At 69.2% G+C, this 26,964-nt stretch carries 22 protein-coding genes; 5 read left to right on the forward strand and 17 right to left on the reverse strand.

All coding sequences use genetic code 11. The features are described from left to right. Positions 1-17: 17 nt before the first annotated feature. The 4 genes from ACFVKT_RS27515 (at position 18) to atzF (ending at position 6,748) form a co-directional block, all read left to right on the forward strand. Positions 18-842 (forward strand): urea amidolyase associated protein UAAP1, encoded by an 825-nt coding sequence (locus ACFVKT_RS27515; protein WP_385736062.1) that lies wholly within the window; start codon positions 18-20, stop codon positions 840-842. Next, positions 839-1,438 carry an urea amidolyase associated protein UAAP2 gene (locus ACFVKT_RS27520; RefSeq protein WP_385736065.1) on the forward strand — a complete coding sequence of 200 codons (600 nt, stop codon included), beginning with the start codon at positions 839-841 and terminating at the stop codon, positions 1,436-1,438. Before ACFVKT_RS27515 ends, ACFVKT_RS27520 begins: the two co-directional genes overlap by 4 nt. Beyond that, positions 1,435-4,947, forward strand: a complete 3,513-nt coding sequence (locus tag ACFVKT_RS27525; RefSeq protein ID WP_385736068.1) for a 5-oxoprolinase/urea amidolyase family protein — start codon at positions 1,435-1,437, stop codon at positions 4,945-4,947. Before ACFVKT_RS27520 ends, ACFVKT_RS27525 begins: the two co-directional genes overlap by 4 nt. A 139-nt stretch (positions 4,948-5,086) precedes the next feature. Then, positions 5,087-6,748: an allophanate hydrolase gene (atzF, locus tag ACFVKT_RS27530; RefSeq protein WP_385736071.1), complete on the forward strand. Its 1,662-nt coding sequence runs from the start codon at positions 5,087-5,089 to the stop codon at positions 6,746-6,748. Positions 6,749-7,148: 400 nt separating this feature from the next. On the opposite strand, the gene ACFVKT_RS27535 is transcribed toward atzF, so the two are convergent. The 12 genes from ACFVKT_RS27535 to ACFVKT_RS27590 all read right to left on the reverse strand — a co-directional run bounded on the left by ACFVKT_RS27535 (position 7,149) and on the right by ACFVKT_RS27590 (position 19,623). Continuing rightward, on the reverse strand, positions 7,149-10,013 hold the full coding sequence (locus ACFVKT_RS27535) for a DEAD/DEAH box helicase (RefSeq protein ID WP_385736598.1): 2,865 nt from the start codon (positions 10,011-10,013) through the stop codon (positions 7,149-7,151). A gap of 40 nt (positions 10,014-10,053) precedes the next feature. Continuing rightward, positions 10,054-10,944 carry a diacylglycerol kinase gene (locus ACFVKT_RS27540; protein ID WP_385736074.1) on the reverse strand — a complete coding sequence of 297 codons (891 nt, stop codon included), beginning with the start codon at positions 10,942-10,944 and terminating at the stop codon, positions 10,054-10,056. Between the two features lie 31 nt (positions 10,945-10,975). Continuing rightward, positions 10,976-11,926, reverse strand: a complete 951-nt coding sequence (gene tatC, locus ACFVKT_RS27545) for a twin-arginine translocase subunit TatC (RefSeq protein WP_385736076.1) — start codon at positions 11,924-11,926, stop codon at positions 10,976-10,978. A gap of 47 nt (positions 11,927-11,973) precedes the next feature. Further along, positions 11,974-12,267, reverse strand: coding sequence for a Sec-independent protein translocase subunit TatA (tatA, locus tag ACFVKT_RS27550; protein WP_266467080.1), 294 nt, complete (start codon positions 12,265-12,267; stop codon positions 11,974-11,976). A 239-nt stretch (positions 12,268-12,506) separates the two neighbouring features. Continuing rightward, complete coding sequence (locus tag ACFVKT_RS27555; protein ID WP_365434703.1) at positions 12,507-12,701, reverse strand: hypothetical protein; 195 nt, start codon at positions 12,699-12,701, stop codon at positions 12,507-12,509. Between the two features lie 10 nt (positions 12,702-12,711). Continuing rightward, a complete protein-coding gene (locus ACFVKT_RS27560) occupies positions 12,712-13,110 on the reverse strand; it encodes a hypothetical protein (protein ID WP_385736080.1) in 399 nt (132 codons plus the stop codon). 20 nt (positions 13,111-13,130) lie between these two features. Continuing rightward, a complete protein-coding gene (locus tag ACFVKT_RS27565) occupies positions 13,131-14,159 on the reverse strand; it encodes a helix-turn-helix transcriptional regulator (protein WP_385736086.1) in 1,029 nt (342 codons plus the stop codon). 16 nt (positions 14,160-14,175) lie between these two features. Beyond that, on the reverse strand, positions 14,176-15,129 hold the full coding sequence (locus ACFVKT_RS27570) for a helix-turn-helix transcriptional regulator (RefSeq protein ID WP_385736089.1): 954 nt from the start codon (positions 15,127-15,129) through the stop codon (positions 14,176-14,178). A gap of 204 nt (positions 15,130-15,333) precedes the next feature. After that, the gene (locus ACFVKT_RS27575; protein ID WP_385736092.1) at positions 15,334-15,705 is read right to left on the reverse strand and encodes an FKBP-type peptidyl-prolyl cis-trans isomerase; all 372 of its coding nucleotides are present in this window, start codon (positions 15,703-15,705) and stop codon (positions 15,334-15,336) included. A 69-nt stretch (positions 15,706-15,774) separates the two neighbouring features. Then, positions 15,775-16,779 (reverse strand): FKBP-type peptidyl-prolyl cis-trans isomerase, encoded by a 1,005-nt coding sequence (locus ACFVKT_RS27580; RefSeq protein ID WP_385736095.1) that lies wholly within the window; start codon positions 16,777-16,779, stop codon positions 15,775-15,777. 213 nt (positions 16,780-16,992) lie between these two features. Next, complete coding sequence (gene pafA, locus ACFVKT_RS27585; RefSeq protein WP_385736098.1) at positions 16,993-18,354, reverse strand: Pup--protein ligase; 1,362 nt, start codon at positions 18,352-18,354, stop codon at positions 16,993-16,995. Positions 18,355-18,363: 9 nt separating this feature from the next. Continuing rightward, a complete protein-coding gene (locus ACFVKT_RS27590) occupies positions 18,364-19,623 on the reverse strand; it encodes an MFS transporter (protein ID WP_385736101.1) in 1,260 nt (419 codons plus the stop codon). Positions 19,624-19,732: 109 nt separating this feature from the next. Here ACFVKT_RS27590 and ACFVKT_RS27595 point away from each other — a divergent pair, with 109 nt between their 5' ends. Further along, the gene (locus ACFVKT_RS27595; RefSeq protein ID WP_385736103.1) at positions 19,733-20,755 is read left to right on the forward strand and encodes a LacI family DNA-binding transcriptional regulator; all 1,023 of its coding nucleotides are present in this window, start codon (positions 19,733-19,735) and stop codon (positions 20,753-20,755) included. A gap of 367 nt (positions 20,756-21,122) precedes the next feature. Here ACFVKT_RS27595 and prcA read toward each other — a convergent pair whose 3' ends face one another. The 5 genes from prcA to arc all read right to left on the reverse strand — a co-directional run bounded on the left by prcA (position 21,123) and on the right by arc (position 26,892). Beyond that, positions 21,123-21,869 (reverse strand): proteasome subunit alpha, encoded by a 747-nt coding sequence (gene prcA, locus ACFVKT_RS27600; protein WP_385736106.1) that lies wholly within the window; start codon positions 21,867-21,869, stop codon positions 21,123-21,125. Between the two features lie 121 nt (positions 21,870-21,990). After that, the gene (gene prcB / locus ACFVKT_RS27605) at positions 21,991-22,836 is read right to left on the reverse strand and encodes a proteasome subunit beta (protein ID WP_385736109.1); all 846 of its coding nucleotides are present in this window, start codon (positions 22,834-22,836) and stop codon (positions 21,991-21,993) included. Positions 22,837-22,983: 147 nt separating this feature from the next. Then, the gene (locus ACFVKT_RS27610; protein ID WP_385736112.1) at positions 22,984-23,202 is read right to left on the reverse strand and encodes a ubiquitin-like protein Pup; all 219 of its coding nucleotides are present in this window, start codon (positions 23,200-23,202) and stop codon (positions 22,984-22,986) included. A 177-nt stretch (positions 23,203-23,379) separates the two neighbouring features. After that, positions 23,380-24,891, reverse strand: coding sequence for a depupylase/deamidase Dop (dop, locus tag ACFVKT_RS27615; RefSeq protein ID WP_385736115.1), 1,512 nt, complete (start codon positions 24,889-24,891; stop codon positions 23,380-23,382). A 234-nt stretch (positions 24,892-25,125) separates the two neighbouring features. Continuing rightward, positions 25,126-26,892, reverse strand: a complete 1,767-nt coding sequence (gene arc, locus ACFVKT_RS27620) for a proteasome ATPase (protein ID WP_385736118.1) — start codon at positions 26,890-26,892, stop codon at positions 25,126-25,128. Positions 26,893-26,964 lie beyond the last annotated feature (72 nt).

The following is a 26,964-nucleotide window of genomic DNA, read 5'->3' on the forward strand; positions in this document are numbered from 1 at the left end:
AGGCCGGAGGTTCCGCGATGGCGACAGCAACCCCACACGGCGCACGCGCCCACGCCCGCTCCCAGGACGGGACGCGCACCGAGGCCATGCCCGTCGTCCCGGCGAGCGACTGGCCCGCGCCACCCTGCGAGGCGGGCCATCTGGTGTGGGCGGAGACGGTGGCGGGCGGCAACTACACGCACCGGGTGCTGGCCCGCGGCACCGAGCTGCGCCTCACCGACCTGACCGGCGACGCGTGCGCGCATCTGCTCCTGTACGCCGCCGACCGCCCCTGGGAGCGCCTGAACGTGGCGGACACGGTCAAGGTCCAGTGGAACGCCTACCTGGGCGAGGGGCAGCTCCTGCTGTCCGACCAGGGCCGCGTGCTGGCCTCGCTGATCGCCGACACCTCCGAGCGGCACGACGCGCTGTGCGGCACCTCCACCCTCGTACGGAACACCGAGCGGTACGGGGACGGGGCGCCGCAGTCCGCGTCCCCGGCCGGCCGCGAGCTCTTCAAGCTGGCCGCGGCCAAGAACGGACTCGAACCGCGCGATCTGCCGCCCTCGCTCTCCTTCTTCCAGGGCGTGGCGGTACGCGACGACGGCTCCCTCGACTTCACCGGCTCGGCCGGTGCGGGCGGCAGCGTGACCCTGCGGGCCGAACAGGACGTCACCGTGCTGCTGGCGAACGTGCCGCATCCGGCCGATCCCCGTGCGGAGTACGTCAGTTCGCCGCTGGAGGTGCTCGCCTGGCGCTCGGAGGCGACCAGGCCGGGCGATCCGCTGTGGGAGGCCACACCCGAGGGCCGCCGCGCCTTCCTGAACACCGCCGAATTCCTTGCCGCGAGGGGGCTCGCATGAGCACGGTCACCGTTTCCGCACGCGCCGCGTGGTCGGCCGTCGTCCGTACCGGGGAGACCCTCACCATCACCGATCTGCACGGCAACCAGGCCGTCGACTTCCTGGTGTACGACGCCCACGACACCGCCGTCCGCTACAGCGCGCCCGACACGATCCACGCGCAGGGCAACCTCTTCCTCACCACCGGCAGTGTGCTCATGTCCAACGAGCACACCCCGCTGATGACCGTCGTCGAGGACGAGGTCGGCCGGCACGACACGGTCGGCGGTGCCTGCTCCAAGGAGTCGAACACCCTCCGGTACGGGCATCACACCTGGTCGCAGCACGCGTGCGTGGACAACTTCCTCGCGGAGGGCGCCAAGTACGGCCTGGGCAAGCGGGATCTCGTCTCGAACATCAACTGGTACATGAACGTGCCGGTGGAGAAGGACGGCACGCTCGGCATCGTCGACGGCATCTCCGCCCCCGGGCTGAAGCTGACCCTGCGCGCCGAGCGCGATGTGCTCGTGCTGGTCTCCAACTGCCCCCAGATCAACAACCCTTGCAACGGCTTCGAGCCGACCGCGGTCCAGATGACCCTTGGGGCTCCGGAATGACCTTCGACACGCTGCTGATCGCCAACCGGGGCGAGATCGCGGTCCGGATCATCCGGTCCGCCCGCGAACTCGGCCTGCGCACAGTGGCGGTGTACTCCGACCCCGACCGCTCGGCACCCCACGTGCGGCTGGCGGACGAGGCGGTACGGCTCGGCCCCGCACCCGCCAAGGAGTCCTACCTCGACGCCGAACTCGTCCTCAAGGCGGCGAAGGACACCGGCGCCGGGGCGATCCACCCCGGCTACGGCTTCCTCTCCGAGGACGCTGCCTTCGCGCGGCGCTGCGAGGAGGCGGGGATCGTCTTCGTGGGTCCGACGCCGGAGCAACTGGAGCTGTTCGGGGCCAAGCACACGGCGCGGGCGGCGGCGCACGCGGCCGGAGTGCCCCTGGCGCCCGGCACGGGTCTGCTCTCCGACCTGGCGGAGGCCCTGCGCGAAGCCGGACGCATCGGCTATCCCGTGATGCTCAAGGCCACCGGCGGTGGCGGCGGCATCGGCATGTCGGCCTGTCGCTCGGCCGATGAGCTGACCGACGCCTGGGAGAGCGTGCAGCGCGTCGCCGCGGCCTCCTTCTCCTCGGCGGGGGTGTTCCTGGAGCGGTTGGTGGAGCACGCCCGCCATGTCGAGGTGCAGGTCTTCGGCGACGGCCGGGGCCGCGTCGTCACCTTCGGTGACCGCGACTGCTCGCTCCAGCGCCGCAACCAGAAGGTGCTGGAGGAGGCCCCCGCACCCGGCCTCCCGCCCACCGTGCGCGAGCAACTCGCCACAGCGGCACGCGACTTGTGTACGTCGGTGGACTACCGCTCGGCCGGCACGGTCGAGTTCGTGTACGACGCCGCCCGCGAGGAGGCCTACTTCCTGGAGGTCAACACCCGTCTCCAGGTGGAGCATCCGGTCACCGAGGAGATCTACGGCGTCGACCTCGTCGCCTGGATGCTGCGCCTGGCACGCGGGGAGTCCGAGGTCGTACGGGACCCGGGGGCGCCGCGCGGACATGCCGTCGAGGCCCGGGTGTACGCCGAGGACCCGACCCGCGAACACCGGCCCAGCGCGGGCCTGTTGACCCGGGTCGAGTTCCCAGGAGGCGTCCGCGTGGACGGCTGGGTGGAGACGGGGACGGAGGTCACGACCTCGTACGACCCGATGCTCGCGAAGGTCATCGCCTACGGCTCGGACCGGGCGCACGCACTGGCGCGGCTCGACGAGGCGCTGGCCAGGACCCGGGTCGACGGTATCGAGACGAACCTCGGGCTGGTGCGCGCGGCGCTGGCGGACGACTCCTTCCGGCTCGCCACGCATTCGACGGCGACGCTCGCCGAGGTCACCGATCCGACCCCGCGCATCGAGGTCGTCTCGGGCGGAACACTCACCACCGTCCAGGACTGGCCGGGCCGCACCGGCTACTGGCAGGTCGGGGTGCCGCCGTGCGGCCCGATGGACGACCTGTCCTTCCGCCTCGGCAACCGGGCCCTCGGCAACCACGAGGGCGCACCCGGTCTGGAGTGCACGCTCCAGGGCCCGGCCCTGCGCTTCACACACGCCACGACCGTGTGCGTGACGGGCGCTCCGGCACAGGTCACCGTCGACGGTACGGCAGTTGCACAGTGGGAGCCGGTCAGGGTCCCTGCGGGCGCCGTACTGGAGATCGGCGCACCCGCCGAACACGGACTGCGGACGTACGTTCTCCTCGCGGGCGGCGGCCTCGACGTGCCCGCCTTCCTGGGCAGCGCGTCCACCTTCACGCTGGGCCGGTTCGGCGGGCATGGAGGGCGGGCGCTGCGGACGGGGGATGTGCTGCACGGCGGCTCGGTGGTCCCGGGGACTCCGGTGCCGACCGCCGACCGGCCGGTCTTCAAGTCGAGCTGGCACGTCGGTGCGCTCGAAGGCCCGCATGCCGCACCGGAGTTCTTCACCGAGGAGGACATCCACGACTTCTACGCCGCCGACTGGAAGGTCCACTTCAACTCGGCGCGCACGGGCGTACGGCTGGTCGGTCCGAAACCCCGCTGGGCGCGCAAGGACGGCGGCGAGGCGGGCCTGCATCCCTCCAACATCCACGACACGCCCTACGCGGTGGGCGCCGTCGACTACACGGGCGACATGCCGGTGCTGCTCGGCCCGGACGGCCCCTCGCTCGGCGGCTTCGTCTGCCCGGCGACGGTCGCCGGCTCGGACCGCTGGAAGCTGGGGCAGCTTCGCCCGGGTGACACGGTACGGTTCGCGCCGGTCGCCGATGACGGCTCGACGCGGGCCGCGATCGTCGACGGCGGCGTCCTCGCGCGGGACGGCGACGTGACGTACCGGCGCAGCGGCGACGACAACCTGCTGGTCGAATTCGGCCCCATGCAACTCGACTTGGCCCAGCGCATGCGAGTGCACGCCCTGATGGAGGCGGTGGCCGGAACCGCCCTGGACGCCGTCACCGACCTCACCCCAGGCATCCGTTCCCTACAGATCCAGTTCGATCCACAGCGCCTGCCGCAGCGCGAACTCCTCACCGCTGTACGGCAGATCGTGGCGGCGCTCCCGCCGAGCGACCAGCTGGTGGTCCCCTCCCGCACCGTTCATCTCCCCCTCTCCTGGGACGACCCGGCCACCCGTGAGGCGATCGCCCGCTACATGGCGGGCGTCCGCGACGACGCACCCTGGTGCCCGTGGAACATCGAGTTCATCCGCCGCGTGAACGGCCTCGACTCGGTGGACGACGTGTACCGCACGGTCTTCGACGCCGAATACCTCGTACTGGGCCTGGGCGACGTGTACTTGGGCGCCCCGGTGGCGACGCCGCTGGACCCGCGCCACCGTCTCGTCACCACCAAGTACAACCCTGCGCGCACGTGGACCGCCGAGAACTCGGTCGGCATCGGCGGCGCATATCTGTGCATCTACGGCATGGAAGGTCCAGGCGGCTACCAGTTCGTCGGCCGTACGACCCAGGTGTGGTCGCCCTGGCAGCAGCGCGGGGCGTTCGATAAGGGCTCGCCCTGGCTGCTGCGCTTCTTCGACCGCGTCAAGTGGTACCCCGTCGAACCCGGCGAACTGCTCGACCTGCGCGCCGACATCATCTCCGGCCGCTTCGTCCCACGCATCGAGGAGGGCGAGTTCTCCCTCGCCGCATACGAGTCCTTCCTCGCCGAGAACGCCGACTCCATCGGGGAGTTCCGGGCCCGGCAGGGCGACGCGTTCGCCGCGGAGCGGGACGCCTGGGAGGCGGCCGGCGAATTCACTCGGGCGGAGACCGTGTCGACCCCGACAGCTCCGGCCACCGAGGTGACGGTCCCCGCGGGTGGCCGCCTGATAGAGGCCGAATTCGCCGCCTCCGTCTGGCAGTTGAACGTCCGTCCCGGCGACGAGGTGACCCTCGGCCAGCCCCTCCTCGCCCTGGAGGCCATGAAGATGGAGTCCAGAGTCCCCGCCCCGATGAACGGCGTGGTCGCAGAAATCCTGGCAATGCCGGGGGACCAGGTGGAGGCGGGAACAGCACTGATGGTGCTGGCGCCCTCGCCATGAAACCCGCCCGGTGGGCCGTGGGCAGCACTACGAATCCCGCCCCGTGGTCTGTGGGCAGGCGTTCCGCACGGCGGAACGGGTGGGCACAGACCACCCACCGGCCCGCAGTCGAGCACGAGACCCCAGCCAAGGAGCACGGATGTCGTCCCCCGCCCTCACCCGAGTCCACAGGGCCTACGCCCGCATCGAAGAGGCCGACCGCCCCGAGGTCTGGATCAACCTGCGCCCCCAGGCGGAGGTAGAGCAAGAGGCGCGCGTCATGGACGAACGAGTCACCGCAGGGCACCACCTCCCCCTCGCAGGCAAACTCTTCGCCGCGAAGGGCAACATCGACGTGGCAGGCCTCCCGACGACCGCCGGCTGCCCGGCGTACGCCTATACCCCGGAGGCCGACGCGCCAGTGGTCGCCCGCCTCCGCGCGGCCGGCGCGATCGTCCTCGGCACCACGAACCTCGACCAGTTCGCCACCGGCCTGGTCGGCACCCGCTCCCCCCACGGCGCCGTACGGAACGCCCTCGACCCGGCCAGGATCAGCGGCGGCTCCAGCTCGGGGTCGGCCGTCGCCGTAGCCCTGGGAATCGTGGACTTCGCCCTCGGCACGGACACGGCGGGTTCAGGCCGCGTCCCCGCCGCCTTCAACGGCATCGTCGGCCTCAAGCCGACCCGCGGCCTGGTCCCCACGACCGGCGTCGTCCCCGCCTGCGCCTCCTTGGACTGCGTGACCGTCTTCGCCCGTACCCTCCCGGAGGCCGAGCAGGCCCTCGCACACATGGTCTCTCCGCCGGGCCGCGACCTCCCCGCACTCCCCCAGCGGACGCCCGGCCCATGGCGCATCGCCGTCGCCGGCCGGGCACAGCTCGGCGAGCTGGACGAGGGCTGGGCGGAGGCGTACGAAGCAGCGGTCGAACAACTCAGGTCAACCGGTGCCGAGTTGCGCACGATCGACCTCAGCCCATTCACCGAGGCCGCCGCGATGCTCTACGAGGGCGCGTTCGTCGCCGAGCGCTACACCGCCGTAGGGAGCTTTGTCGACAAGTTGATCGGTGAGGGGGGTGCAGGCCTCGATCCAACAGTCGCCGGGATCATCACCCGCGCCCGTGACATCCCGGCCCACCAGCTGTACGCCGACCAGGACCGTCTGGCGATCCTCCGCACCCGCGCCCTCGCCCAACTCGGCGACACGGATGCCCTGTTGCTGCCGACAGCCCCTGGCCACCCCACCCTCGCCGAGGTCGCCGCCGACCCGCTGGGCGCCAACGCCCGCCTCGGCCGATTCACCAACTCCACGAACCTCTTCGACCTGGCGGCGGTCGCCGTACCCGCCGGCACCGTGAACGGACTGCCGTTCGGCGTGATGCTGATCGGCCCGGCGTTCACCGACGAGCGCCTCGCCCGGATCGCCCGCCTCCTCCAGCCGCAACTCCGCATCGCCGTGGTGGGCGCCCACCTGTCGGGCCAGCCCCTCAACGGCCAACTCCTCTCCCTGGGCGCCGAGTTGGAACGTACGACAACCACAGCACCTGCCTACCGCCTGCACGCGCTGTCCACCACACCGCCCAAGCCCGGCCTGGTCCACATCGGCGAAGGCGGCGCCGCCATCGAGGCCGAAGTCTGGCGGCTCCCCGCCGAGGGCCTGGGCCGCCTACTCGCCGAACTCCCCCGCCCGATGACCCTGGGCCGAGTCGAACTGGCCGACGGCGGCCACATCCCCGGCTTCCTCTGCGAACCGTCCGCCCTCGAAGGAGCGGAGGACATCACGAGGTACGGAGGCTGGCGCCCGTATCTCCGGGCCCACGCCTGAGATATTCAGCCCCTCCGGCGCTTGAGCAGCGGGGATCCAAGGGACGCAGTTCCCTGGCGAGGGTCCAAGGGGCGCAGCCCCTGGCAAGGATCCAAGGGGCGCACCCCCAGGCAGGAATCCAGGGCGCGCACCCCCAGCAAGGATCCAAGAGGCGCACCCCCAGGCAAGAATCCAAGGGGCACCCCTCCAGGCAGGGATCCAAGGGGCGCAGCCCCTGGCGGGGGTCCAGGGGGCAGAGCCCCCCTGCCGGGGCCTGGGGCGGAGCCCCAGAGGAACGGGAAGGGCAGGGGCGGAGGGGGCGAAAAACTCCCCACCCCCACCCACCCGCACCCCCAGAACCCCCCGCCCCCGACCCCCACCAACGCCCACCCCGCCCCACCAACGGTGACCCCACAACCGGTCACCCCACCGACGAGTAAGCCACCACCCCCCGCAGCAGCCCATCCACCGCCTTACGCGCGTTCTTAGCGACCGTAGACCCCGCCGCCGCCCCGGAAACAGGCGCCGCAGCCGAAATCTGCCCCAGCACATCGATCACCTGCTTGCACCACCGCACAAAGTCCCCCGCAGGCATCTCCGCCTCACGCAGCACCTCATCAAGCCCCTTGCCGGAGGCCCACTCATAAGCGGCCCACGCGAACCCCAGATCCGGCTCGCGCTGCCCGACCCCCTCGGTCTGGGTGATCCCGAAGTCCTCCTCCAGGGCGTCAAGACGCCCCCAGATCCGCACCATCTCACCGAGCGCGGCCTTCGCCTTACCGGACGGCACCTTCGGCGCCATCGCGTCATCCGCGACCCGGGACTCGTACACCAACGCCGAGATACAGGCGGCGAGTTCGGGCGGACTGAGCCCCTCCCAGACCCCGGCCCGCAGGCACTCACTGGCGAGCAGGTCGAGCTCGCCGTACAGCCGCGCGAGCCGCTTACCGTGCTCGGTGACTTCGTTGCCCCGCAGATAGTCGAGCTCGGTGAGGAGCGCGACGATCCGGTCGAAGGTGCGGGCGATGGTGTTCGTCCGGCCCTCGATACGCCGCTCAAGCTGCGAGGTGTCCCTCAGCAGCCGGTGATAGCGCTCGGCCCAACGGGCATGGTCCTCGCGGTCGTTGCACCCGTGGCAGGGGTGCGCCCGAATCGCCGTACGCAGCTGGGCGATCTCGCGGTCGTCGGCGGCCTCGGCCCGCTTCTTGCGGTGCCGGTCGGCGACGATGTGCCCGGCCTTGGTGCGCAGCGCGGACGCCAGATCGCGGCGCGACTGCGGTGAGCGCGCGTTGAAGCTCTTCGGGATCCGCATCCGCTCCAGCGCCTCGACCGGCACCGGAAAGTCCATCGAGGCCAGCCGCTTCACCTGACGCTCGGCGGTGAGCACCAGCGGGCGCGGTCCGTCGTGCTGCTCGAAGCCCCGGTGGCCGTTGGACCGCCCGGCAGGCAGCCCGGGGTCCAACACCAGTGCGAGACCGGCGTACTTGCCGGTGGGGACGTGGATGACATCGCCGGGCTTGAGCTTCTCCAGCGCGACGGCCGCCTCCGCGCGCCGCTGCGCCGCGCCCTGCTTGGCCAGCTCGGTCTCACGGTCCTTGAGCTCGCGGCGCAGCCGCATGTACTCCTCGAAGTCCCCGAGGTGGCAGGTCATCGACTCCTTGTAGCCGTCGAGACCTTCCTCGTTGCGCTGCACCTGCCGGGAGATCCCGACGACCGACTTGTCTGCCTGGAACTGCGCGAAGGACGTCTCAAGTAGCTCGCGCGAGCGGTGCCGCCCGAACTGCTCGACCAGGTTGACGGCCATGTTGTACGACGGCTTGAAGCTGGAGCGCAGCGGGTACGTGCGGGTGCCCGCGAGTCCCGCCAGGTGATCGGGGCTGATGCCGCGCTGCCACAACACCACCGCGTGGCCCTCGACATCGATGCCGCGGCGTCCCGCGCGGCCGGTGAGCTGGGTGTACTCACCGGGTGTGATGTCGGCGTGCTGCTCGCCGTTCCACTTGACGAGCTTCTCCAACACCACCGAACGGGCAGGCATGTTGATGCCCAGCGCGAGGGTCTCGGTCGCGAACACCGCCTTCACCAGGCCGCGTACGAACAGTTCCTCGACGACCTCCTTGAAGGTCGGCAGCATGCCCGCGTGGTGGGCCGCGATGCCGCGCTCCAGGCCCTCCAGGAACTCGTAGTAGCCGAGGACGTGCAGGTCCTCGGTGGGGATGGACGCCGTGCGCTCCTCGACGAGTTCGCGCACCCTGAGGCGTGCGTCGTCGTCGTTCAGCCGCAGGCCCGCGTACAGGCACTGCTGGACGGCGGCCTCGCAGGCGGCGCGGCTGAAGATGAACGTGATGGCGGGCAGCAGCCCTTCGGCGTCCAGCCGTTCGATGACCTCGGGTCTGCTCGGCGTCCACACCCGCGAGCGCTGTCTGCGCTCGCGCTCCCGGTCGGCGTCGCGCATGGCGCGGCCCCGTCTGCGGTCCTGGTACGACGGGCGGCTCGCCTCCATCCGCGCCAGGCGCGTGAGGTCGGGGTTGACCGCCTTCTTGTGGCCCTCCCCCTCCTCGAAGAGGTCGTACATCCGCCGTCCGGCCAGCACATGCTGGAACAGCGGCACGGGCCGGTGCTCGGAGACGATCACCTGGGTGTCGCCGCGCACCGTGTCCAGCCAGTCGCCGAACTCCTCCGCGTTCGACACCGTGGCCGAGAGCGACACCAGAGTCACCGACTCGGGGAGGTGAATGATCACTTCTTCCCAGACGGCCCCGCGGAACCGGTCGGAGAGGTAGTGCACCTCGTCCATCACGACATAGCCGAGTCCGAGGAGGGTCTGCGAGCCCGCGTACAGCATGTTGCGCAGCACCTCGGTGGTCATCACGACCACCGGAGCCTCGGAGTTGACGCTGTTGTCGCCGGTGAGCAGGCCGACCTTGTCCGCGCCGTAACGGCGGCAGAGATCGGCGTACTTCTGGTTGGAAAGTGCCTTGATCGGCGTCGTGTAGAAGCACTTCTTGCCCTGCTGGAGGGCGAGGTGGACGGCGAACTCGCCGACGATCGTCTTGCCTGAGCCGGTGGGCGCGGCCACGAGCACACCCTTGCCCGCTTCGAGAGCCTGGCAGGCCTCGATCTGGAAGGGGTCGAGGCCGAAGTCGTACATCTCGCGGAAGCCGGCGAGAGCGGTGGCCTGCTCGACAGCGCGCTTCCGTGCTGCCGCGTACCGCTCGGCCGGAGAGAGGTCCTCTGTCATCGTGCTTTCGAGACTACCGGGAGCCACTGACAACAGGACGATCAATATCCGGATCCACACCTGTGAAACCCGAGATCCCCGCAGCTCAGGCAATCGCCACCCGTACCGCACCGCGCACGCACTCCGCCGTGAGCGGCAGCGGCCCCAGCGGCTCCCCGTCCGCGTACCCGGTGACCCCGTCGGCGACCAGCCCGACCCTGGCCGCCCGGTACACGCTGACCTCTGGATGATCGAGATGCGTGCCCCGGTAGACCCTTGGGAACACCTTGAGCAGTGTCCGACGGCTGCAGTACCCGACCACCGTCACGTCGAAGAGTCCGTCACCCAGGTCCGCGTCCGCGCAGATCTTCATGCCCCCGCCGTACGACGGTCCGTTGCCGACCGCCACGAGCGTCGCCTCGATCTCCCGGGCCTCGCCGTCGTCCAGCGTGATCCGGTAGGGGACGGGCTTGAAGGCGGCCAGTTCGGCGAGCATCGCGAGGTCGTACTTGAAGCGGCCGGTGGGCCATCGCATGCGGTTTCCGCGGTCGTTGACCCGTGAGTCGAAGCCGGAGGCGAGGACGGTGCCGAACCAGGTGCCGCCGACCCTGCCCAGGTCGACGTCACGGAGCCGTCCGCTCTTGAGTGCCTCGGCGATCACCCGCCCCGCGGCCGCCGGATCGCGTACGGGAAGGCCCAGAGCCCGCGCGAAGTCGTTCCCGGTGCCCGCGGCGACCAGACCGAGCGGGGTGCGCGTCCCGGCGACGGCCTGCAGTGCCAGGTTGGCCATGCCGTCCCCGCCCACGGCGATCAGCGCGCCCGTTCCCTCCGCGACGGCGCCACGCGCACGCGTGAGGGCGTCCTCGGCGTTCTCCCCGAGCACCGTACGGACGGAGAATCCCGCCGCCCGCAAAGCAGAAGCGGCCGGCTGCGCCGCGTGGGCGCCCCGGCCGCGTCCCGCGGTGGGGTTGACGAAGAGGGTGATCTCGCTGGTCACGAGCCTGACCCTACGATCTCTCCGCGCTGTGTCAGGTCACGTCGTCATAACCGTTGACGCGCTCCGAACTCGTCTGCTCGGGCAGTGCCGCCCGGCTGGCCGACACCGTCTCGACCTCGCCGATGGCTTCGGGAGTGAGGTCCAGTTCGGAGGCTTCGTCGTCGGCCGGTCCCGAGGCGTCGCGCCGGCGCCTGCGCCGGTCGTTCAGCAGCGAGAAGGCGACCGCGCCGAAGTACAGGACCCAGATCGGCCCGGCGAGCGCCAGCATGGTCAGCGGGTCGGTGCTGGGCGTGGCCACGGCCGCGAAGACCGTGATGCCCATGATCATGGCGCGCCACCAGCCGAGCATCCGCTTGCCGGTGATCGCCCCGGTGAGGTTGAGGAAGACCAGCAGCAGGGGCAGCTCGAAGGAGAGGCCGAAGACGAGCACCATGCGTGTGACGAGGTCGAGCAGGTCGTCCAGCGGCAGGAGGTTGGACGTGCTCTCAGGTGTGAATTCGAGCAGCACCTTCGCCGTGGTGGGCAGCACGGTGTACGCGAAGTAGGCGCCGCCCAGGAAGAGCGGGGCGCCCGTGCCGACGAATGCGTAGGCGTACTTCCGCTCGTGCCGGTGCAGACCGGGGGCGACGAAGCCCCACAGCTGGTAGAGCCAGACCGGCGAGGCGAGCACGACACCGGCCGTCAGCGACACCTTCAGCGCCAGCGTGAAGGGGGTGAGCAGACCGTTGATGGTGATCTGCGCGCACGGCTCGGTGGAGGAGGACTTCGACAACTGCTCGAAGCTCTGCTCGCAACCGACCGAGTCGAGGATCGGCCTGGTGATGAGATTGATGATGTCGTTGTAGAAGAAGGCGGCGACGACCGTGATGGCGACGATGGCCAGCATCGCCTTCGCAAGCCGGTTGCGGAGCTCACGAAGGTGTTCCGCAAGGGGCATCCGCCCCTCGGGATCCTTCTCCTTCTGGCGGGCAGGCTTCAGCAACCCACGTTCCCATCTCGTGCGGCGGGCCGGAGGTCACCGGCCCTGCGTCAGCGCTTGGTCGTCGAGTCCGTCGGCTCGGTGACCGGGCGGGAGCTGGTCACGTCGCCGGGCGCGGCCTGGATGGTGCGCTGAGCCGGGGGCTGCTCGTCGGTGGCCGGCGGGGCTGCCGGGGCGGCGGCCGTGTCCTGGCCCTCCGTCTTCATGGCCTTGGCCTCGCTCTTCAGGATGCGAGCGGACTTGCCGAGCGAGCGCGCCATGTCCGGAAGCTTCTTCGCGCCGAACAGCAGGATGATGACGACGAGGATGAGAATGATCTCGGGAGCGCCGAGCCTTCCGAACATAAGTCTTTACCTTCTCACCGAGGCGGCATGGATTGGGGGCTGTCCGATCGGTAGGACATGTGTCCGACCGTCGCGCTGACAGCGATCGTAACGCTCAGGGGTAAACGCGGGGCAATCCCTGTGCGTACTCCCAGTTCGCGACCCGCGCCTCGTTTATCGGGGCCGCGACCAGCAGCGTACCTGCCGTTCCGGCAATGGTGACAGGGCGAAAGCCACTCAAAGCGCGGCGAACCCGTGACTTACAACGCGTCCACGGAACGCGCCGTGGTCACGGCCGCGCGCTCCAGATCCTCGGCGGCCCTGTTGATGCGCTGTGCGGAATCGGAAACCTGTCTGCCCAGGCGTTCGGCTTCGAGGAAGACACGGACAGCCAGCACACCGAGAACGGCGATTCCCAGGAAACCCACAGCGATCGCAAACATCGGCCAGAACATGACGACGACCCTAGACGACCCCGGGCCGAGCCGGGGACCGCCCTCGGCCATCCCCTGGGGCAGGTCCCTGGCCGGTCGAGTGCAGGCGCAGTGTCCGCACCCCGCCCCCGGTGAGGAGCTCGACGATGCGTTCACCGGCCGGCTTACGGACGGCGGCGCCGCACTCCGGGCAGGTGAAGGAGTAGAAGGTGGTGCGGCTCGACGCACCGATGGCCAGCATCAGGGCGCCCGCCCTGAGCTCGAAAGCGGCCCGGCAGTCGGGGCAGCCGGCCCGGAAGACCGTCTCGACCACCCTTCTCATCCCGGCGAAGGCCGTGACGACGGACACCTCCGGGCCGCCGCCCGCCGAGGCACCGGCCGCCCGGTCCGAAGGACCGGCGTTCCCGGCCGCACCGGTCTTCTCCGACACACCAGACATCGTCGACGTGCTCAAAGCCCTTGCTCCTGCCTGTCGTACGGCCCGTCCTGAACTCCCTGAGGCCCGTCGTAGGCCGCGAGTGCCTCGCGGGCCGCCTGCTGGGCACTGTCCGCGAGATCCCTCGGTGAGACGATCCGGCCGTCGCGGCCCAGGCGCAGCGCCAGCCTCCGCAGCGATGTGGGATCGGGGGTCCGCAAGGTGATACGCAGTCCGCCGTCCGGCAGCTCATCCGCACTGTCGTGCGGGTAGTACTCGGCGACCCAGCGCCCGCCGGGGCCGACCTCCACGACCACCTCGGGGTCCTCTGCCGCCGGCTGCACCAGCCCTTCGGAGAGGTCACGCATCTCGATCTCGGGCGGCGCGGACGGCTCGTCCATGATGCGGATCTCGGCGACCCGGTCCAGGCGGAAGGTACGGCGCGCCTCGGAGCGGCGGCACCATGCCTCGACATAGGTGTGGCCCACGCTGACCAGGCGGATCGGGTCGATCTCCCGCTCGGAGAGCTCGTCGCGCGAGGGCGAGTAGTAGCGGATCCACAGCCGGCGCCGCTCCGAGATGGCCCGGTCGACGTCCGCGAAGACCCCGCCCTCGGACTCGAAGGTGACCGAGAGCCGGGAGCTGGCCCCGGCCGCCTCGCCCGAAGCGGCCTCCACCTTGGCGGTGGCGCGCAGCAGCGCCTGCCGGTCGCCCTCGCGCAGTCCGGGAAGGGTGGACACCGCGCGGGCGGCCACCAGGAGCGCGGTCGCCTCGTCGGCGGCGATCCGCAGCGGCTCGGCCGCGTCCGCCCCGAGGGCACCCGGGTTGCGCCACCAGATCCGGTCGCCGTCGGTGTCGATGTCGAGCAGGTCGCCGCCGCGGAAGCTGGTCCCGCACAGCGGCAGCACGTCGAGGTCGGAGATCAGCTCGTCCTCGGTGATCCCGAAGGCCCGGGCGACGTCGCTGACGCGCGCGCCGGGGCGCTCACGCAGATAGGTCACCAGCGAGAGCATCCGCCGGGTCTGGTCGATCGCGTTCGTGGGCCTGGCCGGTTTTCCTGCCACTTTCTTGACTTTCCCCTCAGCCCTTGGCCACGGCGCGCAGCCGGTCCACGACATCCGCCCGCAGCTCGGCCGGCTCCAGGACCACCACATCGGGCCCGAACTCGACCAGCCAGGCGTCCAGACCGTGCCCGTACGGAATCTCCAACTCGTCCCACCCGCCTCCGAGTTCCCGTACGGAGACGGCCTTGGCCCGCAGCGGGTAGCCGGCGCCGGTGCGCAGCCGGATCAGCGCGGAGCGGTCGGCGATCTCGCCGGCCCAGCTCGCGACGGTCTCGCGCACGGTGACGACGTCGGGCACATCGGCGGTGTACCGGCCTGCCCGGGTGCGCACCTTGCCGGTGATCCGGGAGAGCCGGAAGACGCGCTCGGCTCCCCGGTCGCGGTCCCAGCCCGCCAGGTACCAGTGCCCGCGCCAGCATTCGAGGGCCCACGGTTCGACATGGCGGGGCTCGGGGCGCACAGCGGTGGCCTTGCGATAGTCGAAGGCGACCGGGCGGCGGTCGCGGCAGGCGAGCATCAAAGGCTCGAAGGCGGCCTCGTGCACGGGGATGTACGGTTCCAGGGCGCCATGGGGCTCGTACGGGTCGACGTCCTCGGGCAGACCCGCGGCGCGCAGCTTCTGCAGGGCACCGCTGGCGGCACCCGCGAGGCGGGCCTGCTGCCAGACCTTGGCGGCGAGGCCGAGGGCGGCGGCCTCCTCGGCGTCGAGCGTGATGGCCGGCAGCCGGTTGCTGTCACGGCGTGCGAGATAGCCGACCTCACCGTCGAGGTTCTCCACCGTCTCGATGACCAGGCCGAGTTCGCGCAGATCGTCCTTGTCTCGTTCGAACATCCTGTTGAAGGAGTCGTCCGAACTCGCCTCCAGATAGGCCTCGATGGACTCGCGAAGTTCGCGCTTGCTGAGCGGCCGCCGTGTCCCGAGCAGACACAGCGCCAGGTTCATCAGCCGCTCGGCCTTGGCAATGGCCATCGACGCCCTTCCTATGGTGCTTCCGACCGATGACCGTACCGCTCCGGAGTGTCGTGGCAAAAGCCGAGGGCCCATGCCCGGACAGGCATGGGCCCCAGATGATCAAGTCCGGTCAGACCTCGCCAGATGATGTACGACGATCCGACCGCGACTCTGTCGATCCGCAGGTCTCTCGATCCGCGACTCTGTCGGACGGACCGCGACTCAGACCGCGACGAGGTCGCAGACGAAGATCAGCGTCTCGCCGGGACCGATCCGGCCACCGGCGCCGCGGTCGCCGTACGCGAGGTGCGCCGGGATGACCAGCTGGCGGCGGCCGCCGACCTTCATGCCCTGCACGCCCTTGTCCCAGCCGCTGATGACCTGGCCGACGCCGAGCTGGAACTCGAGCGGGGTGCCGCGGTTCCAGGAGGCGTCGAACTCCTCACCGGTGGAGAAGGCAACGCCCACGTAGTGGACCTTGACGAAGTCGCCGGCCTTGGCCACCGCCCCGTCGCCCTCCCAGATGTCCTTGATCTCGAGGTCCGCCGGGGGCTCGCCGCCCGGGAAGTCGATCTCGGGCTTGTCGATGCTCACGTCTCTAGCTCCTGCTTGTTCGCGTAAAGGCCTTTAAGCAACTCCGACAGTCTCACATCCCCGCAGGCGTTACATCTTCGCCAGGATGTCGACCGAGAACACCAGTGTGGAGTCCTTGCTGATGCCGCTTCCCTCCGGCGGGCTGTCGCCGTAGCCAAGGCTCGGCGGAACGACGATCAGGACGCGGCTGCCGACCTTCTTGCCGGTCAGACCCTGGGCCCAGCCCTTGACGACCTGCGTGAGCGAGAACGACGTCAGCGAGTCCCTGCTGTACGTCGAGTCGAACTCCTTGCCGTCGGCCCAGAGCACGCCCTTGTACTGCACCAGGACGGTGCTGTCGGCCGCGACCTCCGCGCCGTCGCCCTCGATGACGTAGTTCGCCACGAGGTTCGTCGGGGCGTCCGACTTCGGTACGTCGATGGAGGGGGCCTTGCCGTCGGTGTTGGTGCCGACCTTCGGGAGGTCGATGTTGTCCTGCGCGACCGTCTTGCCCTGGGCGGAGCTCTTGGAGTTGAACGTGTTCTGCACGTCGACGACGAACACCAGGGTGTCCGTGCCCTTGATGCCCGCCTGCGTGTTCCCCTCCGTGCCGTAGCCCCAGGTCGGCGGCACGGACATCTCGACGCGGCTGCCGACCTTCTTGCCCACCAGGCCATAGCGCCAGCCGTCGATGATGCTGCCCTGCGCGAGCTGGATGAGCAGCGGCGTCTTGCGGTCGTAGGAGTTGTCGAAGACCTTCGCCGTCGCCCAGACCTGGCCGAGGTAGTGGGCCTCGATGTAGTCGTTCTCCGCGACCGTCTTGCCGCTGCCCGCGATGACCGTCTTGACGGCCAGGTCCTTCGACGGGTCGCCGCTGCCCTTGGCGACGGTCGGCTTCTCACCGAACTTCGCACCGGCCGTGATGGCCGGGAGCGGACCGTCGACGATCTTCGGCGGCGGCGGGGCTGCCGAGGCGGAGGCCGAAGCCGACGGGCTGCTGCTGGACTCAGCCGTGTCCGACTTGCCGTCGTCACCGCAACCGGCGAGTGTGACAAGTCCAGCGGGTACGGCTAGAAGAAGTGAGCGTCGGCGCACGGTGGGGGCCCTCGTTCGGTCGATCTTGGTTGATGGCGTGCGCGCTACCTTACTGACGTTTGGGCGCCGTCCGGGGTTCCGGCCCGCCCCTGATTCCGGCCGGGGGCCGGGGGTTTGTGCCCCTGAACAGCACTGTCAACGCGAGAAGGGCGCCGTACGGAAAACGTACGACGCCCCGCGTTGCGTTCCGGGATCAAGCCCGGAACTCTCCGCTCACATTCCCGCGATCAACTTCTCCACCCGGTCGTCGACACTGCGGAACGGGTCCTTGCACAACACGGTGCGCTGCGCCTGGTCGTTGAGCTTGAGATGTACCCAGTCGACCGTGAAGTCCCGGCGCTGTTCCTGAGCGCGCCGGATGAAGTCGCCGCGCAACCGCGCCCTAGTGGTCTGCGGGGGCACGGACTTGCCCTCGAAGATCTTCAAGTCGTTGCAGATACGGGCGGCTTGTCCCTTCCTCTCCAGGAGGTAGTAAAGACCTCGCCGACGGTGGATGTCGTGGTAGGCGAGGTCTATCTGCGCGACGCGCGGGTTGGACATGGTCATGTTGTGCTTCGCCCGGTACCGCTCGATGAGCTGGTACTTCATGACCCAGTCGATCTCGGTGCCGATCCGGTCGAGGTCCTCGGACTCGATCGAGTCGAGCGTGCGGCCCCACAGTTCGAGGACCTGCTCGACCACTCCGGTGCGGATGCCGCGGCGCTCCACGAAGTCCACGGCCTTCTCGTAGTACTCGCGCTGCACATCGAGGGCGGAGGCCTCCCGGCCGCTGGCCAGACGCACCTTGCGCCGGCCCGTGATGTCGTGGCTGACCTCGCGGATCGCCCGGATCGGGTTCTCCAGGGTCAGGTCGCGCATCACCGTGCCCGCCTCGATCATGCGCAGCACCAGGTCGGTGGCGCCGACCTTGAGGAGCATGGTCGTCTCGGACATGTTCGAGTCGCCGACGATGACGTGCAGCCTGCGGTAGCGCTCGGCGTCCGCGTGCGGTTCGTCGCGTGTGTTGATGATCGGCCGGGAGCGGGTCGTCGCGGAGCTGACGCCCTCCCAGATGTGCTCGGCGCGCTGACTGACGCAGTACACGGCGCCTCGCGGAGTCTGCAGCACCTTGCCTGCGCCGCAGAGGAGCTGCCTCGTGACGAGGAACGGAATGAGAATGTCCGCGAGCCGGGAGAACTCCCCGTGCCGGGCCACCAGATAGTTCTCGTGGCACCCGTAGGAGTTTCCTGCCGAGTCGGTGTTGTTCTTGAACAGGTAGACGTCGCCCGCGATTCCTTCCTCGTGCAGGCGTCGTTCGGCGTCTACCAGGAGTCCTTCGAGAATGCGCTCGCCGGCCTTGTCGTGGGTGACCAGTTCAATCAGGTTGTCACATTCGGGTGTCGCGTATTCCGGATGTGATCCCACGTCGAGATACAGGCGGGCACCGTTCCGCAGAAAGACATTGCTGCTGCGGCCCCATGACACGACACGGCGGAAGAGGTACCGCGCCACCTCGTCGGGAGACAGGCGGCGCTGTCCCCTGAACGTACACGTGACGCCGTACTCGTTCTCCAGCCCGAAAATGCGGCGGTCCATGACTGAACATTACGCCCGATCCCCTGACCGCAAACGGGGTTCGACGGCACGGTTTGGATCATTTTCCGATGAGACCGCAACCACCCCCGTGTTCCCGGTAGCTGCGAGGACCCGTCCCGTGGCCAGCAGAACCACCAGCGCCGCGACGCCGGCGGCCCCCGGTACGGCGTAACCCCACACCGCCCCGCCCCACTCGACGACCGGGCCCGCCAGGCCCGTTCCCACGGACGCTCCCACGGTGAACGTGGTCACAAGCCAGGAGAACGCCTCGGTGACGGTGCCCTTGGGGGCATGCCGGTCGACGAGGACGAACGCACAGGCGATACAGGGCGCGAGGAACACCCCGGCAAGCGTGGTGAGGGCCGTCATGGCGACGGGACCCGGCACCAGCAGCAGTGGCACATAACACACCGCCAGGAGGGCCACGAGCAGCCGCAGCCGCCGCTCGGGCGCACCGGTCCACTGCCGCGCGCCGTACGCGGTGCCGCCGACGAGCGCGCCAAAACCGATCCCCGCCATCAGCCACCCGTACACCGCGTCCCCGCCATGCTCGTCCGCGTACGAGACGGCGGCGACCGTGATCGAGCCGAGGGCCATCCCGACGAACAGGAAGGCGCCGAGCAGGGCCACAAGACCGGCCGAACGGAGCGCGCCGAGCCAGTGCGCCTCGCGCGGAGCCGAGCGCCACGCGCGCGAGGGGGGCGACACGACAACGGAGAGGGCGCCCAGGACGCCGATGACGTTCAGCACGAGCAGCGCGGCCTGGGCGGACCAGAGCGCCACGCACAGCGTCACCAGCAACGGCCCGACGGTGAACATGATTTCCTGCGCCACGGCGTCCATCGCGTACGCGGTGTGCACCTGCTCCTCCTTGCGGAGGACCGAGGGCCACAGCGCCCGCAGACCGCCCTCCAGAGGCGGCGTGAAGAGCCCGGCGACCACCATGGCGACATACGCGAGAGGCAGCGGGTCGGTGCCCGAGAACGCGAAGAGTGCCATCCCGAGCGCCGAGACGAGCGCGGCGGGCAACTGGACACGCGGCTGCCCGTACAGGTCCACGAGCCGCCCCAGCAGCGGCTGCCCCACCGCGTTGGCCACCCCGTACACGGCGGCCAGCGCACCCGCCAGGCTGTACGTGCCACCCTCCGCGCGGATGAAGAGCACGACGGCGATGGCGGCGGTCGCGTTCGGCAGCCGCCCTATGAGCGTCCCTGTGAGCAGCCGGGCCGCATGCCGCGCCCGGAGGATCTCCGCATATCCCGCGGCCATGAGGAGCCCTTCTCGTAATCCCGTGGCGTCTGAAGTTTTACGTATAACTCCGTCTCCCATACGTACCATGTGCGCAGTCCGTGAGTCCACACGAGGGAGCAGGTCGACGGTGGCACGAGGTAGCACGCGCCCCACGAGCCGGGACGTCGCCCAGGCCGCCGGGGTCTCCCAGGCCGCCGTTTCGCTGGTGCTCGGCGACAAATGGCGCGGCCGGGTCTCCGAGGTGACGGCCGAACGGGTCCGGGAGGCCGCCCAGGAGCTCGGCTACCGCCCGAACCTGGCCGCCCGCAACCTGCGCCTCGGCCGCACCCGTACCGTCCTCCTGGTGGTCCCCGCCCTGACCACCGAGTTCTTCGCCGGCGTCTACACGGGCGCCGCCCGGGTGGCCGCCGAACACGGCTTCGGCGTCGTCCTCTACCCCTCCCCCGAGGGCATCGGCCCCGCCCGCGACCCCTTCGGCTCGGCACGCGCCGCCCTGGACGGCGTGATCGCCTCTTCCATGGCCGCCGACGCCCTCACCGCGATCCGCGGCGACCAGCTCCCCCTGGTCATGCTCGACAGCAACCCCGAGGGCAGCCTGGGCGCGGCAACCGTCAACCTCGACATCAGGGACGGCGTACGCCAGGTCGCCGAACACCTCCTCACCCTCGGCCACCGCCACTTCCTGCACCTGGCAGCCGACATCCCCTCCTGGACCTTCGAGGTACGAGCCCAGGAACTCACCACACGCCTCGCCGAGGTCCCCGGCACCCACCTCCGCACCGTCCGCGCCCCGCTCTCCATCGAGGCCGCCCTGGAAGCCGCAGAGACCGCCCTCCGGGCCCCCGGCCCCCGCCCCACCGCCCTCGTCTGCGACGACGACAACCTGGCCGCAGGCGCCTACAAAGCGGCCCGCCGCCTCGGCCTCCACATCCCCGACGACCTCTCCATCACCGGCCTGGACGACCTCGCCCTCTCCAGAGCCATAGACCCCGAACTGACCACCGTCCACCTGAACGCCGAACTATTCGGCGAACGCGGCATGCAGGCCCTCCTGGCCGTCCTGGAGGGCCACACGCCCCTCCAAGGAGACATCCCAGTACAACTGGTCGTACGGGGCTCCACAGCCCCACCACGCCCCCCAGAGCCCTAAATCCAGGCCCACACTCGCAGAGACCGGTCAGCCGCCCACCGGCGGAAAGAACCGGGAGCCGGGAGCCAAGAGACCGGTCAGCCGCCCACCGGCGGAAAGAACCGGGAGCCGGGAGCCAAGAGACCGGTCAGCCGCCCACCGGCGGAAGGGGCCGGGGGCCGGTACATCAAATGCCCGTCGCCAACGTGGTCACACCGGGGCCTGGCCCTACAACAAACCAAAGTGCCCATCGGCGACGGGCGGATGTACCGGCCCCCGGCCCCGACCCCCCACCGAACTGCAGGCGCCCCAAACACCGCGTGCCCCAAACGCCGCGTGCCCCGACCGCTACGGCCGGGGCACGGGACGAGCAAGGTCAAAGACGAGATCACTCCTCGTCCTCGGGATCCTCCGCCTCGGTAGCCGTAGACGCCCCGTCCGCCTCAAGCAGCCGAGCCAACTGCCGCCCGACAATCCGCTTGAACTTCCGCTGCTGCGGCCGCGTCCGATCCAGAATCGCCACCTCGAGCCGCTCCGCCGGAATCTCCCGCTCCCCCCCGTTCGCCTCACGGGACAGGGACTGCACGGCCAGCTTCAACGCCTCGGCAAGCGACATGCCATCTTCATGCCGCTGATCCAGATACGTACTGATCTGCTCGGCATTACCACCCACGGCGACCGATCCGTGCTCGTCCACGATCGACCCGTCGTGCGGCAGCCGGTAGATCTGGTCGCCCTCGGGGGTGTCCCCCACCTCGGCGACCACGAGCTCCACCTCGTACGGCTTCTCGGCCGCGCTGGAGAAGATCGTGCCCAGCGTCTGGGCATAAACGTTGGCAAGACCGCGCGCGGTCACATCGTCACGGTCGTAGGTGTAACCCCGCAGATCGGCATAACGCACACCGCCGATCCGCAGATTCTCGTACTCGTTGTATTTGCCGGCGGCGGCGAAGCCGATCCGGTCATAGATCTCGCTGAACTTGTGCAGCGCACGGGACGGGTTCTCGCCGACGAACACGATGCCGTCGGCATACTGCAGCACAACGAGGCTGCGGCCACGGGCAATGCCCTTGCGGGCGTATTCCGCCCGGTCGGCCATCGCCTGCTGGGGTGAGACATAGAACGGCGTCGACACCGGCTATCCGTCCCTTTCTGTCGAAGTCACTGGATCACCTTCCAAGAAGTCGCTGCCAGAGCGACTACCAGGCAGCCGCTGCCGGCAGCGGCTGCCAAGCAGCCGCCACAGGGCAGCCCCGTCAGAGCAGCGCCGCCCGCGGACCGTCGGGCTGCTCAAGACGCCGCTCAAGGATCGAGCGGGCGATCTCGGAGGACTCCTCGTCGCCCAGACGGCGGAATCCGTCCTCGGTGATCACGGTGACGATCGGGTAGATCCGGCGGGCGACATCGGGACCACCGGTCGCCGAGTCGTCGTCCGCCGCGTCGTACAGGGCCTGGACGACGAGAGTCGTGGCCTCCGCCTCGGCCAGGTCCTTGCGGTAGAGCTTCTTCATGGCCCCGCGCGCGAAGACCGAGCCGGAGCCGGTGGCTGCGAAGCCGTGCTCCTCGGAGCGCCCACCGGTGACGTCGTAGGAGAAGATCCGGCCCCGCTCACGGTCCACGTCGTAGCCCGCGAAGAGGGGAACCACGGCGAGGCCCTGCATGGCCATGCCGAGGTTCGAACGGATCATCGTGGACAGGCGGTTGGCCTTGCCCTCCAGGGAGAGCGTGGCGCCTTCCACCTTCTCGAAGTGCTCCAGCTCCAGCTGGAACAGCTTGACCATCTCGACGGCCAGACCCGCCGTACCGGCGATGCCCACCGCCGAGTACTCATCGGCCGGAAAGACCTTCTCGATGTCACGCTGCGCGATGACATTCCCCATAGTGGCCCGCCGATCACCGGCGAGAACCACGCCGCCGGGGAACGTGACGGCCACGATGGTCGTGCCGTGCGGGGCCTCGAGCACGCCCTGGGTGGGCGGCAGCTGCCGCCTGCCGGGGAGCATGTCGGGCTGGTGGTCGGAGAGGAAGTCCATGAAGGACGACGACCCGGGCGTCAGGAAGGCAGCCGGCAGACGCCCGGTGCTACGAGGGTTGGCTTCCACGCGATTCCTTCCACGTAGGCTGCGGCCCGCCGTGGACGGCCGAGCCGATCATCAAATCTGTGCACGGACCATACCCGCGCGAACGCCGATCATCCGTCCCGGCGCCGACCCGCTGGATCAGGCCGACTCCGGGGCGGACAACTGGCGTTACTCTCCGCCCTTTTGAACGAAGGACCTCACGAAGTCCTCAGCGTTCTCTTCGAGCACATCATCGATTTCGTCGAGGACGGAGTCCACGTCGTCGCTCAGCTTCTCCTGGCGCTCCTTGAGGTCCTCGGAACCCTGCGCGTCCTGCGCCTGCTCCTCGACCTCTTCCGTGGAACGCGTGGCCTTCTGCTGTCCGCCGTCGGTGTCCTTGGTCGCCATAAACCCTCACCCCGCTCGGTTCGACGTTCTTGATCAGACCCTACAAGCAGGGTCCGACATCGGCCCCGCAGTTGCTACAACGTCCGGGAGCCACCTCGATGATTCCCGGACGCGGCTTCTTTCCACCCCGATCCGCCGCTCCGGCCCTGTCGGCCGTGCGGGCCCCGGCGTGGCCGCTCAGCCGCCCGACAGGACCTTGACCAGGTCTTCAGCCGTACGGCAGCGGTCCAGGAGCTCCTTGACGTGATTACGCGTTCCGCGAAGCGGCTCCAGGGTTGGGACGCGCTGGAGCGAGTCCCGGCCCGGCAGATCGAAGATCACCGAGTCCCAGGAGGCCGCCGCGACGTCGTCCGCGTACTGCTCCAGGCAGCGCCCGCGGAAGTACGCGCGCGTGTCCTCCGGCGGCTTCGTACGGGCCCGCTCGACGTCCTGCTCGTCCAGGAGGCGCTTCATCTTGCCGCGCGCCGCCAGACGGTTGTAGATGCCCTTCTCGGCCCGTACGTCGGCGTACTGGAGGTCGACCAGGTGCAGCCGGGCGGCGTCCCAGTCGAGGCCGTCACGGCGCTGGTAGCCCTCCATGACCTCCCGCTTGGCGACCCAGTCGAGCTCTCCGGAGAGGCTCATCGGGTCGTTCTCCAGACGGTTCAGGGTGTCCTCCCAGCGGAGCAGGACATCCACGGTCTGGTCGTCGGCATCGGCCCCGAACCGTTCCTCCACGTACTTGCGGGCCAGCTCGAAGTACTCCATCTGGAGCTGGACAGCGGTGAGTGTCCGGCCGCTGCGGAGCGTGACCAGGCGCTTGAGTGTGGGGTCGTGGGAGACCTGGTGGAGGGTGCGTACGGGCTGGTCGACCGCCAGGTCCACGGCGATGAAGCCGTCCTCGATCATCGAGAGGACCAGGGCCGTCGTGCCCAGTTTCAGATAGGTCGAGATCTCGGAGAGGTTCGCGTCGCCGATGATCACGTGCAGCCTGCGGTACTTCTCGGCATCCGCGTGCGGCTCGTCGCGCGTGTTGATGATCGGGCGCTTCAGGGTGGTCTCCAGGCCCACCTCGACCTCGAAGTAGTCGGAGCGCTGGCTGAGCTGGAAGCCGTGCTCGTGCCCGTCCTGACCGATACCGACGCGGCCCGCTCCGGTGACGACCTGACGTGAGACGAAGAACGGCGTGAGGTGGCGCACGATGTCCGAGAAGGGGGTCTCCCGCTTCATCAGGTAGTTCTCGTGCGTGCCGTACGAGGCGCCCTTGTTGTCGGTGTTGTTCTTGTAGAGGTGGATCGGCTGGGCGCCCGGCAGCTGGGCCGCGCGCTCCGCGGCCTCCGCCATGATGCGCTCGCCGGCCTTGTCCCACAGGACGGCGTCCAACGGGTTGGTGACCTCCGGCGAGCTGTACTCCGGGTGTGCGTGGTCCACGTACAGCCGCGCGCCGTTGGTGAGGATGACATTGGCCAGGCCGATGTCCTCGTCGGTGAGCTGGCTGGAGTCGGCGGCCTCGCGGGCGAGGTCGAAGCCCCGTGCGTCCCGCAGCGGATTCTCCTCCTCGAAGTCCCAGCGGGCGCGGCGCGCCCGGTGCATCGCCGCCGCGTACGCGTTGACGATCTGGGACGAGGTGAGCATGGCATTGGCGTTCGGGTGGCCGGGGACGGAGATCCCGTACTCCGTCTCGATGCCCATTACTCGCCGTACGGTCATGCGGCCCTCCTTGCCCGGCAGTGCCCTCGGTCGGGGGCGCTGCTCAAGTACCGCTGGTGCTCCGGCGCGTGTGCGGTGCCCGTCCCCGCACTGCGCGACTCGGCGGTACGAAAGAGCCTAGAACGCCTTTGCACTGGTGGGGAGATCATTTGCGTCATTGCCTCGCTCCAGCCGTGACCCGGAAAACAGTCGGCTGCGGGTACCCACGGAGGGCACCCGCAGCCGCCCTGTCTTTTACAGGTACTGACCGGTGTTGGCCACCGTGTCGATGGAGCGTCCGGTGTCCGCGCCCTGCTTTCCGGTGACCAGCGTACGGATGTAGACGATCCGTTCGCCCTTCTTGCCGGAGATTCGGGCCCAGTCGTCCGGGTTGGTGGTGTTCGGCAGGTCTTCGTTCTCCTTGAACTCGTCCACGCAAGCCTGGAGGAGGTGGGAGACCCGAATGCCCTTCTGGTTCTGATCGAGGAAGGCCTTGATGGCCGCCTTCTTGGCGCGGCCGACGATGTTCTCGATCATGGCGCCGGAGTTGAAGTCCTTGAAGTACAGGACTTCCTTGTCACCGTTGGCGTAGGTGACCTCGAGGAAGCGGTTCTCCTCGGACTCGTCGTACATGTGCTCCACGGCGGTCTGGATCATGTTGTTGACCGTCGCCGCCCGGTCGCCGCCGTGCTCACCGAGGTCGTCGGAGTGCAGCGGAAGCCGCTCTGTGAGGTACTTCGCGAAGATGTCCTTGGCCGCTTCGGCGTCCGGGCGCTCGATCTTGATCTTCACATCGAGTCGTCCGGGGCGCAGGATCGCGGGGTCGATCATGTCCTCGCGGTTCGAGGCGCCGATCACGACCACGTTCTCCAGGCCCTCGACGCCGTCGATCTCGGCGAGCAGCTGGGGGACGATGGTGTTCTCCACGTCCGAGCTGACGCCTGATCCACGGGTGCGGAACAGGGACTCCATCTCGTCGAAGAAGACGATGACGGGGGTGCCCTCGCTGGCCTTCTCACGTGCACGCTGGAAGACCAGGCGGATCTGCCGCTCGGTCTCGCCGACGTACTTGTTCAGGAGCTCGGGGCCCTTGATGTTGAGGAAGAAGCTCTTGCCCGTGGCCTGTCCGGTCACCTCGGCGACCTTCTTGGCCAGCGAATTGGCGACAGCCTTGGCAATGAGCGTCTTGCCGCATCCAGGAGGCCCGTACAGCAGGACGCCCTTGGGCGGCCGCAGTTCGTGCTCCTTGAAGAGATCGGGGTGGAGGTACGGAAGCTCGACCGCGTCGCGGATCAGTTCGATCTGGTTGCCCAGGCCGCCGATCTGCTCGTAGCCGATGTCCGGGACCTCTTCGAGGACGAGCTCCTCGACCTCACTCTTCGGAACGACTTCGTAGACATAGCCGGAACGGGGTTCGAGAAGCAGGGCGTCGCCAGGGCGGATGACGACGTCCAGGAGCGGCTCGGCGAGCCGTACCACCCGTTCCTCGTCGGTGTGCCCCTGCACGAGGGCACGTTCGCCGTCCTCAAGGATCTCCTTGAGGGTGACGATCTCGCCGACGCTCTCGTACTCCATGGCCTCGACCACGTTGAGAGCTTCGTTCAGCATCACTTCCTGGCCGCGCCTGAGCTCTTCGAGCTCCACGCTGGGGCTGACATTCACCCGGAGCTTGCGGCCCCCGGTGAAGATGTCCGCCGTGCCGTCCTCGTTGGCCACGAGGAAGACACCGAAGCCTGCCGGCGGCTGTGCGAGCCGGTCGACCTCTTCCTTGAGGGCCACGATCTGGTCGCGGGCCTCACGGAGCGTGTTGGCGAGCCGCTCGTTCTGTGCGGACACGCCGGCCAGATTCGTCTGCAACTCGACGATCCGCTCTTCGAGAATCCTCGTGTGTCGCGGAGAGTCGGCGAGCTTGCGTCGCAGGACGGCGATCTCCTGCTCAAGGTAGGCAATCTGCCCGGCGGGGTCATCGGACCCTCTTCCCGGGCGGATGCCGCGGTTCATGTCGTCGTCGTGGGCTGCCACGGTCCTCACCTCCTCCAAGGGGAGCTGGACGCTTCCAGACCCTACCTGGGTGGGTGTCGATTGAAACCCCTA

Origin of the sequence: Streptomyces sp. NPDC127595, assembly GCF_042671685.1 — a bacterium.
Classification (GTDB): domain Bacteria; phylum Actinomycetota; class Actinomycetes; order Streptomycetales; family Streptomycetaceae; genus Streptomyces.